This window comes from Empedobacter sp. GD03797 (assembly GCF_029842105.1).
Classification (GTDB): Bacteria; Bacteroidota; Bacteroidia; order Flavobacteriales; family Weeksellaceae; genus Empedobacter; species Empedobacter falsenii_C.
The window spans coordinates 1-16,996 of record NZ_JAOCFS010000043.1; the positions used below are offsets into that span (position 1 = coordinate 1).

A 16,996-nucleotide genomic window follows, 5' to 3' on the forward strand; every position below is an offset into this window, starting at 1 on the left:
TATAATATAAAACCAACATTATATCTATTTTCGATATTAATTATAGCGTATTTTTACACCACTATAATCGCTTTTTTAGCGATGGAATAAATTTAAGTATTATTTAATCATACTATTTATTTTATTAATCATAATTTAAAGTTACATTTCATTGATAAATAGTAAATTGAATCATTATTTGTTAAACAAAATTAAATTTTAAAACTTTGTTATGCTTGCATAATAAAAAAAGATTATATTTGTTAGACATACACTAAAATATGTTAAGAGAAGATTTAACGATAGATTATTTATTGCGTTCAACATGGTTGTCAGTTCATAAAATGTATAATGAGCAAGCTGGTGCTTACGATTCCACAATGGTGTATGCCTTTACATTATTATCAATAGATCCGAAAGGAGGTACGCCAAGTACGTCGCTAGGACCAAAGATGGGAATAGAGCCAACAAGCTTGTCGAGAACATTAAAAAACTTAGAAGCAAGAAATTTTATCGTTCGAAAACCAAATCCAGAAGATGGGAGAAGTGTGTTGATCACTTTGACTGAAGAAGGATTAAGAATGAGAGATATTTCAAAACATTTTGTTTTGCAATTTAATGAATCAATTAATAATCATATTGATCCAGAGAAAATGCAAATTTTCTTGGAAGTGATTTATAAGATTAACCAATTAATATCGGACAAAAAAATATTTAAAAACAATTATGAGAAGACACGTTAAACACGTAACTGTATTAGGATCAGGAGTGATGGGTTCTGGTATTGCATGTCATTTTGCAAATATCGGAGTCGAAGTCTTGATGTTAGATATGGTTCCTCGCGAGCTTACACCACAAGAGCAAGCGAAAGGACTTACTTTAGAGAGTAAAGTAGTTCGTAACAGAACTGCTCAAACTCACTTAGATGCTGCTTTAAAAAGCAATCCTTCACCAATTTATGACAAAGCATTTGCTTCTCGTATAACTGTAGGGAATTTTGATGATGATTTCGAGAAGATTAAAAACTCGGATTGGGTAATAGAGGTTGTGATCGAAAGATTGGACATTAAACAATCAATTTTCGAGCGTGTAGATAACTTCCGAAAACCAGGAACTTTAGTCACTTCTAATACTTCTGGTATTCCAATTCACTTGATGGCGGAAGGTCGTTCAGAAGATTTTCAGAAACATTTCTGCGGAACACATTTCTTCAATCCGCCACGATACTTAAAATTATTCGAAATTATCCCAACTCCTCAAACAGACAAATCTGTTGTAGAGTTTTTCCAAAATTATGCATCATTATTTTTAGGTAAAACTCCAGTTTTATGTAAAGATACGCCAGGTTTTATTGGGAATAGAGTAGGAGTTTACTCAATGGCAAAAGTAATGGAGTTGACACAAGAATTAGGGTTAACTATCGAAGAAGCTGATACATTAACAGGTTCTATTCTTGGTCGTCCAAAAACAGGAACATTCAAATTGGGTGATTTGGTTGGTTTGGATACAGCATATAATGTAACAAAAGGTTTACAGCAAAATGCGCCAAATGATGAAATGATTCAAGGTTTAAAGGATTCTAAATTCTTAAATTTCTTAATCGAAAATAAATTCTTAGGAGATAAAGCAAAAAAAGGTTTCTATTATAAAGAAATTGATAAAGAAGGAAATACCAATCGTTTTGCCTTAAATCTTGATACGTTAGAGTATCGTCCAATGGAACGCGCAAAAGTTGCCGCTGTAGAAACTGCTAAAAATGCAGGATCTATGCGTAATAAATTAGGTGTTTTATTGAAAGATTCTGGTAAAGCTGGAGAATTAATCCGCAAACATTTTGCTTCATTATTCGCTTATGTTTCTCAACGTGTTCCAGAAATTACAGATGTACTTTATCCAATTGATGATGCTTTAAAAACAGGTTACGCTTGGAAATATGGTCCATTTGAAACATGGGATTTAGTTGGATTACAAAACGGAATTCAATTAGTAGAGTCAGAAGGTTTCAAGGTTTCGGATTGGGTAAAAGAATTAGCAGCCACTGGTGCAGATTCTTTTTATAAAATCGAAAACGGTAAGAAATTATTCTATAATCAATCATCAAAACAATTCGAATTAATTCCTGGTCAAGATGCATTCATTATTTTAGATAATATCAGAAAAACGAATGAAATCTGGTCAAACCAAGAAACATCTATTCAAGATTTAGGCGATGGAATCATCAATATTGAGTTCCGTTCTAAAATGAATTCTCTTGGAGGTGGAGTTTTACAAGGAATCAATAAAGGAATCGAGTTAGCAGAAAAAGATTATCGTGGAGTTGTGATTGGTAACCAAGGAGATAATTTCTCTGTCGGAGCTAATTTAGCCATGATTATGATGATGGCTGCAGAACAAGATTGGTGGGAATTGAATATGGCAATCAAAATGTTCCAAGATACGATGATGCGTGTTCGTTATTCATCTATTCCAGTTGTTGTTGCTCCTCACGGAATGACGCTTGGTGGAGGTTGCGAAATGTCAATGCATGCGGATAAAATTGTAGCTGCTGCCGAAACTTACATTGGTTTGGTTGAGGTTGGAGTTGGATTAATCCCAGGTGGTGGAGGTTCGAAAGAATTTGCGCGCCGTGCAACTGAATTTGCTTTAAAAGATGATGTGAAAGTAAATCATTTACGTGATAATTTCATGAATATCGCTACTGCGAAAGTGGCGACTTCAGCTTATGAAGCGAAGAATATGGGAATTATTCGTGAGCAAGATATTGTAGTGGTAAATGCAGAACGTCAAATTGCAGAAGCGAAGAAACATGCAATTATTTTGGCAGAAGCAGGTTACACACAACCAATTCAACGTAAAGTAGAAGTGTTAGGAAAAGAAGCGATGGGAATGTTCTATGTCGGAACAGATTCTATGGTTGCTGGACGTTTTGCTTCGGATCATGATCGTTTAATTGCGAATAAATTAGGATATGTAATGACAGGTGGTAATTTATCTGAATCAACTTATGTTTCAGAACAATACTTGTTAGACTTAGAGCGTGAAACATTCTTATCTCTTTGTGGAGAAAGAAAAACATTAGAGCGTATTCAACATATGTTAAAAACAGGTAAACCTTTGCGTAATTAATCTTTGTATTAAGTAAAAAGTAACATGTAAAAAGTATTTATGCATGATTTTAAAGAGTTAATCGTTTGGCAAAAAACAATGAGTTTTACGAAAAGGTTTTATGAAATTACTTCAAATTATCCTAAGAGTGAGATTTATGGTTTGACTTCTCAGTCGAGAAGAGCTTGCGTATCGATAGCTTCAAATATTGCAGAAGGTGCTGGTAGAAATTCGAATGCTCAATTTATTAATTTTCTCAACATCGCTTTAGGTTCGTCTTTCGAATTGGAATGTCAAATTATTTTAGCAAGAGATTTAGAATTTATTCAAGTAGAGATTTCGGATGATTTATTAGAAGACTTAAAACATATACAAAATATGTTGGTTAAATTAATTCAGAACTATAATTAAATACTTTGTACATAATACATTTTACATTGTACAATCTAATAATACTTAAAAAAATGAAACAAGCATATATAGTTACAGGATATAGAACAGCTGTAGGAAAAGCGCCAAAAGGAACATTGCGTTTTACACGTCCAGATGAAATGGCAGCTACAGTAATCAAGCGCCTAATGCAAGATTATCCAACTTTAGATCCAGCACGAATCGATGATCTAATCGTTGGATGTGCGATGCCAGAGGCAGAACAAGGATTGAATATGGCACGTCTTATCTCATTAATGGGATTAGATACAGACAAAGTTCCAGGCGTTACAGTAAACCGTTACTGTGCATCAGGGTCAGAAGCAATTGCGTTGGCAGCTGCTAAAATTAGAACAGGAATGGCAGAATGTATCATTGCTGGTGGTGCAGAATCGATGTCGTATATCCCGATGGGAGGTTACAAGCCAATTCCAGAAACAGATTTAGCGAAAGATCACCCAGATTATTACTGGGGAATGGGATTAACGGCTGAAGAAGTTGCAAAAGAATTTAAAGTTTCTCGTGAAGACCAAGATTTATTTGCATTCAATTCGCATCAAAAAGCGTTAAAAGCAAATGCTGAAGGAAAATTTGCTTCTCAAATCGTTCCGATTGATGTTGAATATAGTTTCTTAGATGATAAAGAAAAAGTTCAAACAAAGAAAATTGATTTCAAAGTGGATGAAGGTCCACGTGCGGATACATCAATCGAAGGTTTAGCAAAATTACGTCCTGTTTTTGCACAAGGAGGTTCGGTTACAGCAGGTAACTCTTCTCAAATGTCGGACGGTGCAGCTTTCGTAATGGTGATGTCAGAAGATATGGTGAAAGAGTTAGGTCTTGAGCCAGTTGCTCGTTTAGTTGCGTATTCTACGGTAGGTTTAGCGCCTCGTATTATGGGAATGGGACCTTTGTTTGCAATTCCAAAAGCATTAGAACAAGCAGGAATGAAATTAGAAGATATTCAGCTGATAGAATTGAATGAAGCTTTCGCTTCTCAATCAGTTGCGATTATGCGAGAATTGAATCTTAATCCTGATATCGTTAATGTAAATGGAGGTGCAATTGCTTTAGGACATCCACTTGGGTGTTCGGGTACGAAATTAACAGTGCAGTTGTTACATGAAATGGAAGCGCGTAAAGCGAAATATGGAATGGTAACCATGTGTGTTGGTACAGGACAAGGAGCAGCTTCAATTTTCGAATATCTAAAATAAAAATTGTAAAAAGTAAAATGTATTAAGTATGGTACATTTTACTTAATACATGATACAATAATACATCAAAACATAAAAATATGTCTACAAATCCAAATAGATTAATCGGAGGTCAATACTTAATCAAAGATGCCTCTTACAATGATATTTTCACTTACGAAGATTTATCAGAAGAACAACAAATGATTTTGCAATCTGCAAAAGAGTTTATCGATAAAGAAGTAGTGCCTAAAAAACACCAAATTGAGAAAAAAGATTATGCGTTGATTGAAGAATTAATGCGTAAAATTGGTGAATTAGGCTTATTAGGAATTTCTGTTCCAGAAGAATATGGAGGAATGGGAATGGGATTCGTTACTACAATGTTAGTGTGTGACTATATTTCAGGAGCAACAGGTTCGTTAGCGACAGCTTTTGGAGCACATACAGGAATTGGGACAATGCCAATTTTATTGTACGGAACAGAAGAACAAAAACAAAAATATTTACCAAAATTAGCAACAGGAGAATGGTTTGCATCTTACTGTTTAACGGAGCCAGAAGCAGGTTCTGATGCAAATTCTGGGAAAACAAAAGCTGTTTTATCAGAAGATGGTAAAGAATATATCATCACAGGTCAAAAAATGTGGATTACAAATGCAGGTTTTGCAGATTTATTCATTGTTTTTGCACGTATCGATGATGATAAAAATATCACAGGTTTCATTGTAGAAAAAGATAAAGCTGGTGCTGGATTCTCATTAGGAGAAGAAGAAGATAAATTAGGAATTGTTTCTTCATCAACACGTCAAGTTTTCTTCAACGAAGTTCGTGTTCCGGTTGAAAATCTTTTAGGAGAAAGAGACGGAGGTTTCAAAATCGCAATGAATGCATTGAATGTTGGTCGTATCAAATTAGGAGCAGCGTGTTTAGATGCACAACGTCGTATTTTAGATTATTCGTTACAATATTCTTCAGAACGTAAACAATTCAATACGTCAATCAATACGTTTGGTGCGATTAAAGAGAAATTAGCTGATATGGCTGTTTCTGCGTTTACTTCAGAAGCTGGTGCGTATCGTGCAGCGAAAGATGTACAAGATGCAATTGAAGATAATATGGCAAAAGGAATGCCTCATAATGAAGCGGAATTAAAAGGTATTGAAGAATATGCTATTGAAGCTTCTATCTTAAAAGTTTGGATTTCTGATGCAGCTCAAATTTCTGCCGATCAAGGAATTCAGATTTACGGAGGAATGGGATATTCGAAAGAAATGCCAATGGAAGCAGCTTGGAGAGATGCGCGTATTTCAAGAATTTACGAAGGAACAAACGAAATCAATACCTTATTATGTGTTTCTATGTTAGTAAAACGTGCATTCAAAGGTAAATTAGATTTAATGTCTCCTGCAATGAATGTGGCGAACGAATTAATGTCCATTCCATCGTTTGATGTTCCAGATTATTCAGAATTATTTGCACAAGAAAAAGAAATCATTGCAAATCTAAAGAAAGCGTTCTTTATGGTTGCAGGTTCTGCTTTGCAAAAATTTGGTGCAGAATTAGAACAACATCAACAATTGATTATTGCGGCTTCTCGTATTATGCAAGAAATTTATATGGTTGAATCGGCAATGTTACGTGCAGAAAAAATTGCGAATGTAAAAGGTGCTAATGCAGTGAAAAATGCAGAAAAATTAGTTCAATTACAATTATTCAAATCAGTAGAAATTATTAAAACAGAAGCGACGCGTGGAATTGTTTCTTTCACAGAAGGAGATGAGCAACGCATGATGTTGTCTGGTTTAAGAAGATTTACACGTTACAACGAGTATCCAAACGTAGTTAACTTGAAAACTGAAATTGCAGATCTTTTAATCAAAGAAAATAAATACACTTTCTAAGTATATTTTAAATACAAATTATTTAAAGCAGTCAATTTATTGGCTGCTTTTATTTTTTAACATGCTGAAATATAATTTGGTATATCGTTTGATGAATCTAGGGCAAGTACTAGTCTTTATATAAGTTAGTTGAGTTTTCATGGTACTTAAGTTTTAGTAGAGAAAGGCCTCAGTTGTTCCCAATTGAGGTTTTTTTATATTTCGAGGTTAAAGTTTATTCATTAAAAATAAGTGAGTTAAGTCGTTATTTCTTAATGAAATACTTTTCGGTGGAAATGATTTGAAGTAACTTTAATTCAAATTAATAACCCAAAAACAGAGCTTATGATAATTAATGCAGCAATTCTTACGTTGACCATGTTTGCAACATTTAGTATTATGTGTCTAGTCAAATTAGATGAATTAAAAAAAATAAAATAAAACCGAAACTCCATTTCTAGAAATGGAGTTTTGTTGTTTTATAAAGTTATATTTACTTCAATTAATACATTCGAAATGAAAAAGAAGTTAGTTGTTTTAACGGGAGCTGGAATTAGTGCAGAAAGTGGAATTTCAACTTTTCGAGATGCCAATGGTTTGTGGGAAAATCATGATATTATGGAAGTAGCTTCGATTGAAGGTTATCAAAGAAATCCTAAATTGGTTCAAGAATTCTACAATCAACGCCGAAAACAATTATTCGATGTCGAACCCAACGCAGCGCATTTTTTTCTGAAAGAATTAGAACAAGACTTTGAAGTTTCTATTATTACCCAAAATGTAGATGATTTGCACGAAAGAGCAGGTTCGTCTAAAATTGTTCATTTGCATGGTGAATTGAGAAAAGTGCGAAGCGAAAAAAACGAAAATCTAATTATTGATTGGAATAAAGATATCAAACTTGGAGATTTGGCTGAAGATGGAAATCAACTCCGTCCGCATATTGTGTGGTTCGGCGAAATGGTTCCAGAAATAAAAAATGCAATTGAAGAGGTTTTAACAGCAGATATTTTAGTGATTATTGGAACGTCAATGCAAGTCTATCCAGCGGCTTCACTCAAAGATTATGCAAAAACTAATGTACCAATTATCTATATCGATCCATCAGATACGTATACCAATTCATCTATTACACATATCAAGAAAAAAGCAACAGAAAGTATCGAAGAATTAAAAACAATTTTGAATAATTTATAATCTTTTACGTTTTAATGTTGGTTAATTATTTTAAATGATATGAAGTATATATTTCTACAATTATTTGTTTTTTCTATCAATGCGGCTGCGCAAGAGCTGAATCCGTTTTATCAATCAGTTGTCGAGCAAGTGAAATACGATTCTGTGCATCAGAAATTGCAAAAGTTTCAAGATTTCGGAATTAAAACTGTTGGATCTTCTGCTCACGAAAATGCATTTACATGGTTGAAAACTTATTATACGGCTTATGGTTATACCTCTATAGAACAACAATCGGTTAATGTATATGGTAATGTTGGGAATAATTTGATTGTGACCAAAATTGGTAAAAAATATCCTGACGAATTTATTATCATCGATGGCCATTATGATACATTAAATGGACCTGGAGCGAATGATAATGGCTCGGGAACAGTTACTTTATTAGAAATTGCTCGATTAATAAAAGATATCGAAACAGATTATTCGATAAAATTTATTCATTTTACAGGGGAAGAACGAGGTTTAATCGGAAGTCAGGCGTATGTAAATCAAATTGCAGTTCCTCAGAATTTAAAAATTAAAGCTGTTCTGAATATTGATGAGGTAGGAGGAGTGGCGAATAAGGTAAATTCGACAATTGTTTGTGAGCAAGATGAAAGTAATCCAACATCTAATAATGCTATTTCAGCTGAATTAACCAATCAAATGGCGAATATTTTTCCATTGTATACAACTCTAAAAACTGAAATTTCGAATGCTTATAGTTCCGATTATATGCCTTTTCAGGCAGTTGGTTATCCTATAACTGGACTTTTTGAAAAAAATGAAACGCCTTATGCACATACTGCTCAAGATATAATCGATAATTTAGATTTGAATTATTTGACAGAAGTAGCGAAAGGAGCTTTGGCGACTTTATTGCATTTTTCTCAAGCGCAGGAAAAACTGAATGTAAAAGAAAACGCTATTTCTACATTACAAATTTATCCGAATCCTGTTGTTAAAAATCTTTATTTTTCTCAAGTCTTGCAACAACCGATTATTACAATCTATGATGCAGCAGGGAAACAAGTATTTCATCAAAAATATCAAACAACAGTTTCACAAATTAATTTAGAACATCTTACATCAGGAATCTATTTCGTCAATATAAATTCGAATCAATATAGCTTTAAGATTTTGAAGAAATAAATTGTTGCTCCTTATGTATGTCATAAATTTATCTTTTTAGTTGAATAGTTACTTTTTTATTAAAAACCATCGTTAAACAAAATGATTAGAAATATAATAGCTATTATTTCAACTATTGGAATAATTATTTGGATAATTACAGACTTTTATGGAGGGATGTTTATTTACTTGCTATCATATCCATTTTTAGTATTACCGATAATTCTACTTTATGTTTTCTCTTTTTTCGAAACTTTAGCTTTACTAATCAGAAGTGGATTCAAGAAAAATATAATTAAAGTTGTTTTTCATTCAGTTTTAATTTTAATAATTATTATTTTCAATTTAACGGATTCAGAAATTTTTAAATCTAAAAAAATCTTATCTGCAACATTGAAAGATGATCAATACTATTATAATTTAGTTTTTAGGGAAAATGGTGAAGTAGAAAACAACATTAATGGAATGTTTGGATATTCTGAACGAATTGCTGGGACATATAAAATTAACGGTGATACAATAATTTTCACGAAAGTTCCTTACGATAACGATTTTATACCAGATACTTTATTAATTGATAAAGAACAAGGCGCTTTATTTATGTTTAAAGACGAAAGTGGAAAATTTATTCGTGAAAAACAGTTTTTAAATCACTTAGAAATCAATAATTGCCTATAATATCGGTTTGCCAAAATGCCAGGTTTTGGTTAGATTGAACGCTATTATTTTCTAATCGCCAAAAAACAGTTTATATTCGTATTTTTTGTAAGTTTACAAGTAGTGAAATAGCTTTGGCTCAGTTTATTTTGAACTTGAACATTCGTTCAAATTAAGCCCGTACTTCGCCAATACTTTTTCCGTTAGCTTTAATTTTTGACGTGTCTATGAAATATTTAATCATTCTTATTATAACATTATTCTTTACAAATTGTAAAAAAAATATTAATCACAATAATTCCAATAAAGATTTCATTGTTTCTAAATTCAACGAAAAACACAATAAATTAATTGAAGCTATTATAAATCAAGATTCCGCTTATTTTTCTTCTGATCCAGAGATGTTAATGCCTGAACCTATTGACAAAAAAATAAATTTGAACTATAATATTGGAAATATACACTTTATGATAATAGATACTTCCACATCATATTTTTATATTAATTCCTTAGATTCTAAATTTAAATGTGGTGGAACTGGTTTTTACACAGAAATGTCCAAACAAGATTCAATAAACTATATTATTGAAAATTCAAAACATATTCATTTATCAAAAAAAATAAAAACTAACCAAATACCTGAAATAATTAATAAATATAAAAAAGAGATTTTAAATAATAATGGAATTCCATTAACCATTTCATTTTCTTCTAAATACGACACTGTAAAAGGCGAAATTATTCCAAATATATTTTCATATTTAAAACAAAATGGTATGAATTACTATTTTATTAGAAGATTTAATGAAGCTGAACATAATGCAAACTTTAAATAAAGACTACAGCTAATAAAGTATTTAGCGGAAAATTGCTTTTCTTAAAACAATAAACTAATTTAGTTTTCGAAAAGAGTAATTTGCTTGAATGTCGAACTTGAACTTCGTTCAAATTCTATCCCGTTCTTCGCAAATACTTGGATCGTTAGCAGAAAGTTTATGAAAATTAACCGAGATAAAAATTTAATTGTAAATTATATATTCGTTTTTGGAATTTTATTATTATTCCTAAACGATCAAATTTTTAAATTTCAATATTCAAATTTTGTAACAGGAAAGCTATCTGATATTTGTGGAATTATAATATTCCCAATGCTTCTTACTTATGTTTTTCCTAAACTGCGAGAGAATAGTATTTTTGTTGCAGCGGCTATTTTTGCTTTTTGGAAAAGTGAATACTCGCAGGGTTTAATAAATCTTTATAATGAATATTCTTTCATTAAAACATCAAGAATTATTGACTATTCAGACTTATTTGTATTTATACTCTTACCAATTCCATACTACTTAATTAAAAAGTCTGAGATTTTAGAGAGAATCAAAATTAATAGAATAAATCCTAAACTAATTCTCTTTCCATCAATATTTACACTTCTTGCAGAATCTCCACCTCCGAGTCATTATTATACGATGAATAATGGAAATCTCAAATGCTATAAATGCAATATAACTGTAAACTACAATAAAGATTATATTCTAAAAAAACTGAAAAATAATGGGATTGAATTCGATTCAATTACACCTATTCATTACCGAAGTATAATTGATTCTACAAGCGGGGCAAAAAAATATTTTAAAAAAGAGTTAGTTATTGATAATGATACGCTTAAAAATATCGATTTAACAATATTTCCTATTCGAGATAATAAAACACAAATTTATTTTAATGGAATGGATGTTTCTCAAAATTTACAAGCAGATAATAAATTAGAGAAGAAACTAAGAAAATACTACAAAAAACTTATTTTCAACGAAATCAAACAAACTCTATAAAAACCTTTTGTTAGCATTGTATTGCGAAAAGTGATACTAAATTACAAAATTCAAAGTTTGTACTTCCTTACTCATCAAAAACGAATTATATTCGTTTTTTTGTAAGTTTACAAATAGTAGAACAGCTTTGGCTCTGAATTGAAGATTTACTCAAATTAATTTCGCACTTCGACAAGTCCAGTTAACCGCAATTATAAAACAAACTCAACATTTAAATGAAAACTTTCCCAGTAATAGCTTCAATTTTATCACCAACAGAATTAGGAGAATTTATTAACGAAAAGTATCAATTAGAATATAATTTCGATTGTAAACTTTTTAGAACAGGCGTAAATCACACCTATTTTTTAACTACTCCAAATACGAAATATGTGGTTAGAGTTTATTGTCGTAATTGGAGAACAAAAACTGAAATCCAAGAAGAGTTAAGCCTATTAAATTTACTCAAATCACATCATCTTTCAATTTCAACTCCAATTCCTGATAAAAATGGAAATTTAATTCAAGAAATTAATGCGCCAGAAGGTTTAAGATATGTTGCGCTTTTCACATTCGCAGAAGGAGAAAAATTGCGTTTTATGACCAAGGAAACTTGTTTTGCTGTTGGTTCAACAATGGCAAAAATTCATAATGTAACAGCTACAAAAAAAATCAATCGAATAAATTATAATTCTGATAATCTTCTGTACAAAGCTTATGAGAAACTAAATGTGTATTTTTCAGAAGATTTAGATGAAATGTTATATTTGAAACAAATATCTACAAAAATCGCAAAGTGTTTTGAAACAACTCATTTATCCGAAGTCCAAAATGGCATTGTACACCTTGATATTTGGTATGACAATTTGAGTGTGAATAAGGAAAATGAAATTACAATTTTTGATTTTGATAATTGTGGAAATGGCTCTTTGATTTTGGATATTGGATATTTTTGCAAACAATTATTTTTCATTGAAACGGATAAAAATGAATATGAAACAAAAGTGGAAAGTTTCTTAAATGGTTACAGAAAAGAAAGAAGCTTATCTGAGCAGGAACTCGATTTAATCCCTGAAGCCGGAGCTTCAATTTTTGTATTTTATCTCGGTGTCCAAGCGCAAAGATTTGATTGGTCGAATATATTTCTGACAGAAAACTATCTTAAAATGTTTGTAGGAAGAATCAAAAATTGGCTAGATTATTACGAAGAAAAAAAGAACTTCGGCTAACATCGCATTGGTTAAAAAAAACGGGCTGAAAGTAAACTTTCATCCTAGCTTTTCCTGTTTTTCGCAAATAATCGGCTCATTAGCTGTAATACATTACAAACAATGTCTACAAAAGAAACTAAATAAATATGTCAAAATTTTTAACGCTTAAACATTGGCAAGTATTTGCTCTGTTAATTGGAGTTCCATTCATTTTACAAATAGTAACTTTTAGCTTAATTATTGTAACTAAAGATCCAAAAACATTAACTTATACTTTTCCAATAACTACAATTATTTATCTTGTACTTTTTTTAAGTTGGTTTTATTCTTTGGGAACAAATCTTAATAAAAAGCTTTCAAAAACTGTAAAAATGAATTTGAGTAAGTTCAAAATATTTTTAATTATACCAATAGTTTATATTTTTATTCTGTCTATTTATCAAGCTGGAATATTTACAAAATCTTCTATAAATGAACAACCAAATCCGATTGTTTTTGCATTTATAATTCCTACTCATCTTTTTTCAATGTTTTGTATTTTCTATAGTTTATATTTTATTGCAAAAGAATTAAAAAGTGTCGAACTACAAAAACCTGTAACATTTAGTGATTTTGCGGGCGAATTTTTTCTTCTTTGGTTTTTTCCAATTGGAATTTGGATCATTCAACCAAGAATAAATAAAATATTTGAATCAAAATAAGAAAAAAGGACTACAGTTAACATTGTAGTAGCGATATGTTGGATGAGGGAAAAATTGAAGTTTTCGCTTCCTTATTCGCTAATGATTTTCTTGTTACCTATAAATCTAAAAAAAATGAAACCAAAAGAATTTGTTGAAAATTTTAAGTTAGAAAAAGATTCTCTTTTAAGAGAATTTATAAATAATGAATCCCAATCAGAAGTTCAAAAATTAATTCAATCTATGAAATTAAATAATGAACAATCTGAAATTATGAAACAAATTATTAATTCAGCATTACGAGATACATTTTATACAATATTATTAGGATTAGATGGATGTGCTTCAATTGGCAATAATCAGGAATTGTATGAAATTAAAGATGAAAATGGAAATTTAATAAGTGGTGAAATTGAAGCTTATGCTTATGAGTATTTTCATGAAATGGAGTAAAGATTTAATTAAAGCGTCTTAATTTTTATTATAATATTATCCTCAGTTTATCGAAATGATAAATATGAAATTGATATATTCTATTCTCGCACCAATATTTCTAAACTGACTTCATATAAATAGCTAAGGTGTAAATTGTTTTTTGTTCATATACAGTAAGATACTGAAAAATAACTATATTTATTCCTGAGCAGAGTGTATTGGTAAAATTGAAAATTTTTTCATTTTCAGTTTCTTCGCAAAACCACTAATCGTTGAGCATCTTATTAGAATAAGTAGAAATGAACAGAAAAATAAAATTGATTCTCCTAGTCTTTGTATTATCATTTAACTTTTCTTGTACGGAAAATAAATCAATAGAAAAGGTGAAAAGCGAACCTGAATTGGTTGTGACTCCAAAAACTGATACTTTAAAGTTTACTTCAGGAATTCGTGCGATTTTTCAAGATAGTAAGGGGAATTATTGGTTTGGAAGTCTTCAAGAAGGTGTTGCGGTTTATGATGGTAAATCATTCAGCTATTTTACTCGTAATGATGGACTTTCTGATGATCAAATCCATTCTATTCAAGAAGATAAAAAAGGCATTATTTGGTTTGAAACACAAACTGGAGTTAGCAGTTACGATGGTACAAAAGTTACTAATCGCACAAAAACGAAAAACGAAAATTCTCCAAATATTTTTCCTATTCAAAGCAATGATGATAAGGTAAGTAAATGGATGAAATCTGAAAATGACTTATGGTTTGAAGCGGGGAATAATCCTGGAGTTTATAGGTATGACGGGCAACAACTACATTATTTAGTTTTTCCTTCTCAAAAAAATCTTGACACAAAGAATAATTTATTTGCTGTAACTGATATATCAAAAGGTAAAAACAATATGATTTGGTTTGCTACATATACAGGTGTTTTAGGATACAATGGAAGTGATTTTACAATCATTAATAACGAGACATTAGGATTGGATAGAAAGATCGAACCTTTGCATATACGAAGTATTTACGAAGATTCTAAAGGTAGGCTTTGGATTGGGAATAATGGAATCGGCGTATTACTTAAAGAAGGAGAGTCAATCATCAATTTTTCAAAAAAACATAACTTGATTCATCCCAATAGCAAACGAAATGGAGAAAAATCACCCGAAGGAACATTGGAACACGTTTTTGTAATTGCTGAAGACCACAAAGGAAATATTTGGTTTGGAGATAGAGATGCTGGAATTTGGAAATTTGATGGAAAACAATTACAAAATTATACTCAAAAAGATGGATTGACCAATGATTTCGTTCTCTCTATTTACGAAGATCACAACAAAGAATTATGGTTTGGAATGGCAGACGGAAAAATGTATAAATTTGATGGAAAGTCATTTGAAAAGTAATTTTAAAAAATACGGATGCAGAATAATGATAATTAAACGAAGGCTATTTCTGATATAAACTCAAAAATCATTTTTTTCTTATCATTTAGTTTTGAAGCTAACAATGCATGCTTCTTTAATAAGTGAACGGTAGTGAATTTAAGTCTCCGCTTTCTCTTCTGTAAGCTCTTTCAATGTTGTTACCTTCTGTACAACTTGTGTTGTTGTGATGCACAGTACTGTTTATACTTTTAAAAGCAGCTGTTTTTAATAATAGCAAATTTCTCTTTCACATAAACAATAAATAAAAATGTCAATTGGTCTAATTTATTTTCGGCAGACAAAAATTTCTTAGACCCTCTACGAAAATCTGTACGAGTAGAATATCTGATATATAAGGAAAGATTAATATCTAAGAAGCGATGAAGATTATTAATTATTGTTTATATGAGTTTCTCGTACGGTAAATAAATACATTAGAGAACAACAAATATTAAATCATAATAGTTTTATATTTATTATTTAGAATTATTATAAATAATTTTTAACTTTGTTCAAATGAATGATTAGTAATGTACTAATCGTATAACAATTCATAAAACGGTTAAAATGGAAGCGAATAAAATAAACATTCAATCACAGCTTGAAACAATTACAGAATTTTGGAGCTTGAAAGAACTTGCAAAAGTTAATAATCACGCTATAAAAATTTTTAAACTGAAAGGAGATTTTGAAATGCATAAGCACGACAACGGAGATAAAGTATTGCTAATTGTAGAGGGAACTATGTTTGTTGAATTTGCGGACAGAACCGAAGAGATAAGAACAGGAGAGTTTATAGTAATTCCAAGTGGAGTGGAACATAAACCTTATGTAAAAGACGGAGCAAGTGCCCTAATGTTTGAACAATTATAAAAAATAATAGAATTATGAATGATTTCACACCTCTAAAAGCTGAGTTAAAAGTAAGCAGAAAAGAATATATTACACCTCATTATATACGTATTTATCTTAAGGGAGAAAAAGTTCCTTTATTTACTAATACTACAGTTGGTGTAAACAATAAGATACTAATTCCGCCAAAAGGAATTAATCAAATTCATTTTCCTGAATTTGATTACGAAAAAAGACAATGGTATCCAATGTCAAAAGAAATTCAACCTACTGTTCGTACCTATACGCATCGAGGAATTGATTTAAAGACGAATGAAATATGGATAGATTTTGTCGCGCACGAAGACGAAGGTGTAGCTTCTGCTTGGGCAATTTCAGCAAAGGAGGGTGATGTCTTAGGTGTTTTAATGAAAAATGGAAAAACGGAACTATATACCCAAGTCGAAAATTATCTTTTGGTTGCTGATGCCACTGGTATTCCAGTGCTATCGGCTATTTTAGAGGATTTACCTCCAACAGCTAAAGGTACTTGTATTATTGAAGTGCACGGAAAAGAAGATGAACAGGATTTACAGACAGAAGCTGCTATCAATTTTATTTGGTTGCATAATGAATTTCCAAAGAAAGGAAGTAATATGGCAGAAGTTGTTAAGCAGCAGGCATTGCCTGAAACATCACGTTTTGGATATATAGCAACAGAGTTTTCAACGGTCAAAGAAATTCGACACTATTTAAGAAAAGAAAAAGGATGGAAACAAGAAGAACTGTATGCTTATTCTTATTGGAAAGCAGGAGTTTCGGAAGATAAATCAGTTGTTGATCGTCACAAAGAGAAAGATGAGAATAGTTAAATTAACATCATTTTGGGTTGTAATTACTTAGTTATAATACACTTTTCATACAATTTATCTTTTAACTTATCTTTTAACTTATATGAATGAGTATTATTTTAAGGCTTACTATATATAATAGATGTTGTTCTTTTAAGTTT

At 30.9% G+C, this 16,996-nt stretch carries 16 protein-coding genes; all 16 read left to right on the forward strand.

Going from position 1 to position 16,996, the window contains the following annotated elements; genetic code table 11:
* The first annotated feature begins 260 nt into the window (after nucleotides 1–260).
* The 16 genes from N5D90_RS16300 to N5D90_RS16375 all read left to right on the forward strand — a co-directional run bounded on the left by N5D90_RS16300 (nucleotide 261) and on the right by N5D90_RS16375 (nucleotide 16,856).
* Nucleotides 261–722 (forward strand): MarR family winged helix-turn-helix transcriptional regulator, encoded by a 462-nt coding sequence (locus tag N5D90_RS16300; RefSeq protein ID WP_280063340.1) that lies wholly within the window; start codon nucleotides 261–263, stop codon nucleotides 720–722.
* Nucleotides 706–3,105, forward strand: coding sequence for a 3-hydroxyacyl-CoA dehydrogenase/enoyl-CoA hydratase family protein (locus N5D90_RS16305; protein WP_280063341.1), 2,400 nt, complete (start codon nucleotides 706–708; stop codon nucleotides 3,103–3,105). The genes N5D90_RS16300 and N5D90_RS16305 overlap by 17 nt, the downstream gene beginning before the upstream one ends.
* 39 nt (nucleotides 3,106–3,144) lie before the next feature.
* Entirely contained in the window at nucleotides 3,145–3,495 is a 351-nt protein-coding gene (locus N5D90_RS16310) for a four helix bundle protein (RefSeq protein WP_280063343.1), read from the forward strand.
* Between the two features lie 53 nt (nucleotides 3,496–3,548).
* A complete protein-coding gene (locus N5D90_RS16315; protein ID WP_038336965.1) occupies nucleotides 3,549–4,730 on the forward strand; it encodes an acetyl-CoA C-acyltransferase in 1,182 nt (393 codons plus the stop codon).
* An 80-nt stretch (nucleotides 4,731–4,810) separates the two neighbouring features.
* On the forward strand, nucleotides 4,811–6,613 hold the full coding sequence (locus N5D90_RS16320) for an acyl-CoA dehydrogenase family protein (protein ID WP_280063344.1): 1,803 nt from the start codon (nucleotides 4,811–4,813) through the stop codon (nucleotides 6,611–6,613).
* Between the two features lie 495 nt (nucleotides 6,614–7,108).
* The gene (locus N5D90_RS16325) at nucleotides 7,109–7,789 is read left to right on the forward strand and encodes an NAD-dependent deacylase (protein ID WP_038336969.1); all 681 of its coding nucleotides are present in this window, start codon (nucleotides 7,109–7,111) and stop codon (nucleotides 7,787–7,789) included.
* 39 nt (nucleotides 7,790–7,828) lie between these two features.
* Nucleotides 7,829–8,962 carry a M20/M25/M40 family metallo-hydrolase gene (locus N5D90_RS16330; protein ID WP_280063346.1) on the forward strand — a complete coding sequence of 378 codons (1,134 nt, stop codon included), beginning with the start codon at nucleotides 7,829–7,831 and terminating at the stop codon, nucleotides 8,960–8,962.
* A gap of 81 nt (nucleotides 8,963–9,043) precedes the next feature.
* Nucleotides 9,044–9,619: a hypothetical protein gene (locus tag N5D90_RS16335; RefSeq protein WP_280063347.1), complete on the forward strand. Its 576-nt coding sequence runs from the start codon at nucleotides 9,044–9,046 to the stop codon at nucleotides 9,617–9,619.
* 206 nt (nucleotides 9,620–9,825) lie between these two features.
* The gene (locus tag N5D90_RS16340; protein ID WP_280063348.1) at nucleotides 9,826–10,434 is read left to right on the forward strand and encodes a hypothetical protein; all 609 of its coding nucleotides are present in this window, start codon (nucleotides 9,826–9,828) and stop codon (nucleotides 10,432–10,434) included.
* A 159-nt stretch (nucleotides 10,435–10,593) separates the two neighbouring features.
* On the forward strand, nucleotides 10,594–11,427 hold the full coding sequence (locus N5D90_RS16345) for a hypothetical protein (RefSeq protein WP_280063349.1): 834 nt from the start codon (nucleotides 10,594–10,596) through the stop codon (nucleotides 11,425–11,427).
* A 215-nt stretch (nucleotides 11,428–11,642) separates the two neighbouring features.
* Nucleotides 11,643–12,635 carry a homoserine kinase gene (locus N5D90_RS16350; RefSeq protein WP_280063350.1) on the forward strand — a complete coding sequence of 331 codons (993 nt, stop codon included), beginning with the start codon at nucleotides 11,643–11,645 and terminating at the stop codon, nucleotides 12,633–12,635.
* A 128-nt stretch (nucleotides 12,636–12,763) separates the two neighbouring features.
* A complete protein-coding gene (locus N5D90_RS16355) occupies nucleotides 12,764–13,318 on the forward strand; it encodes a hypothetical protein (protein ID WP_038336981.1) in 555 nt (184 codons plus the stop codon).
* A gap of 114 nt (nucleotides 13,319–13,432) precedes the next feature.
* Nucleotides 13,433–13,750 (forward strand): hypothetical protein, encoded by a 318-nt coding sequence (locus N5D90_RS16360; RefSeq protein WP_038336983.1) that lies wholly within the window; start codon nucleotides 13,433–13,435, stop codon nucleotides 13,748–13,750.
* 365 nt (nucleotides 13,751–14,115) lie between these two features.
* On the forward strand, nucleotides 14,116–15,132 hold the full coding sequence (locus tag N5D90_RS16365) for a two-component regulator propeller domain-containing protein (protein ID WP_280063351.1): 1,017 nt from the start codon (nucleotides 14,116–14,118) through the stop codon (nucleotides 15,130–15,132).
* Between the two features lie 588 nt (nucleotides 15,133–15,720).
* Nucleotides 15,721–16,026: a cupin domain-containing protein gene (locus N5D90_RS16370; RefSeq protein WP_280063352.1), complete on the forward strand. Its 306-nt coding sequence runs from the start codon at nucleotides 15,721–15,723 to the stop codon at nucleotides 16,024–16,026.
* A gap of 14 nt (nucleotides 16,027–16,040) precedes the next feature.
* Complete coding sequence (locus N5D90_RS16375; RefSeq protein WP_280063353.1) at nucleotides 16,041–16,856, forward strand: siderophore-interacting protein; 816 nt, start codon at nucleotides 16,041–16,043, stop codon at nucleotides 16,854–16,856.
* Nucleotides 16,857–16,996: the final 140 nt, after the last annotated feature.

Excerpts from the sequence above, each read along its gene's own strand:
- N5D90_RS16300 (WP_280063340.1), top strand. The coding sequence starts at position 261 with ATGTTAAGAGAAGATTTAACGATAGATTATTTATTGCGTTCAACATGG.
- N5D90_RS16305 (WP_280063341.1), top strand. The coding sequence starts at position 706 with ATGAGAAGACACGTTAAACACGTAACTGTATTAGGATCAGGAGTGATG.
- N5D90_RS16310 (WP_280063343.1), top strand. The coding sequence starts at position 3,145 with ATGCATGATTTTAAAGAGTTAATCGTTTGGCAAAAAACAATGAGTTTT.
- N5D90_RS16315 (WP_038336965.1), top strand. The coding sequence starts at position 3,549 with ATGAAACAAGCATATATAGTTACAGGATATAGAACAGCTGTAGGAAAA.
- N5D90_RS16320 (WP_280063344.1), top strand. The coding sequence starts at position 4,811 with ATGTCTACAAATCCAAATAGATTAATCGGAGGTCAATACTTAATCAAA.
- N5D90_RS16325 (WP_038336969.1), top strand. The coding sequence starts at position 7,109 with ATGAAAAAGAAGTTAGTTGTTTTAACGGGAGCTGGAATTAGTGCAGAA.
- N5D90_RS16330 (WP_280063346.1), top strand. The coding sequence starts at position 7,829 with ATGAAGTATATATTTCTACAATTATTTGTTTTTTCTATCAATGCGGCT.
- N5D90_RS16335 (WP_280063347.1), top strand. The coding sequence starts at position 9,044 with ATGATTAGAAATATAATAGCTATTATTTCAACTATTGGAATAATTATT.
- N5D90_RS16340 (WP_280063348.1), top strand. The coding sequence starts at position 9,826 with ATGAAATATTTAATCATTCTTATTATAACATTATTCTTTACAAATTGT.
- N5D90_RS16345 (WP_280063349.1), top strand. The coding sequence starts at position 10,594 with ATGAAAATTAACCGAGATAAAAATTTAATTGTAAATTATATATTCGTT.
- N5D90_RS16350 (WP_280063350.1), top strand. The coding sequence starts at position 11,643 with ATGAAAACTTTCCCAGTAATAGCTTCAATTTTATCACCAACAGAATTA.
- N5D90_RS16355 (WP_038336981.1), top strand. The coding sequence starts at position 12,764 with ATGTCAAAATTTTTAACGCTTAAACATTGGCAAGTATTTGCTCTGTTA.
- N5D90_RS16360 (WP_038336983.1), top strand. The coding sequence starts at position 13,433 with ATGAAACCAAAAGAATTTGTTGAAAATTTTAAGTTAGAAAAAGATTCT.
- N5D90_RS16370 (WP_280063352.1), top strand. The coding sequence starts at position 15,721 with ATGGAAGCGAATAAAATAAACATTCAATCACAGCTTGAAACAATTACA.
- N5D90_RS16375 (WP_280063353.1), top strand. The coding sequence starts at position 16,041 with ATGAATGATTTCACACCTCTAAAAGCTGAGTTAAAAGTAAGCAGAAAA.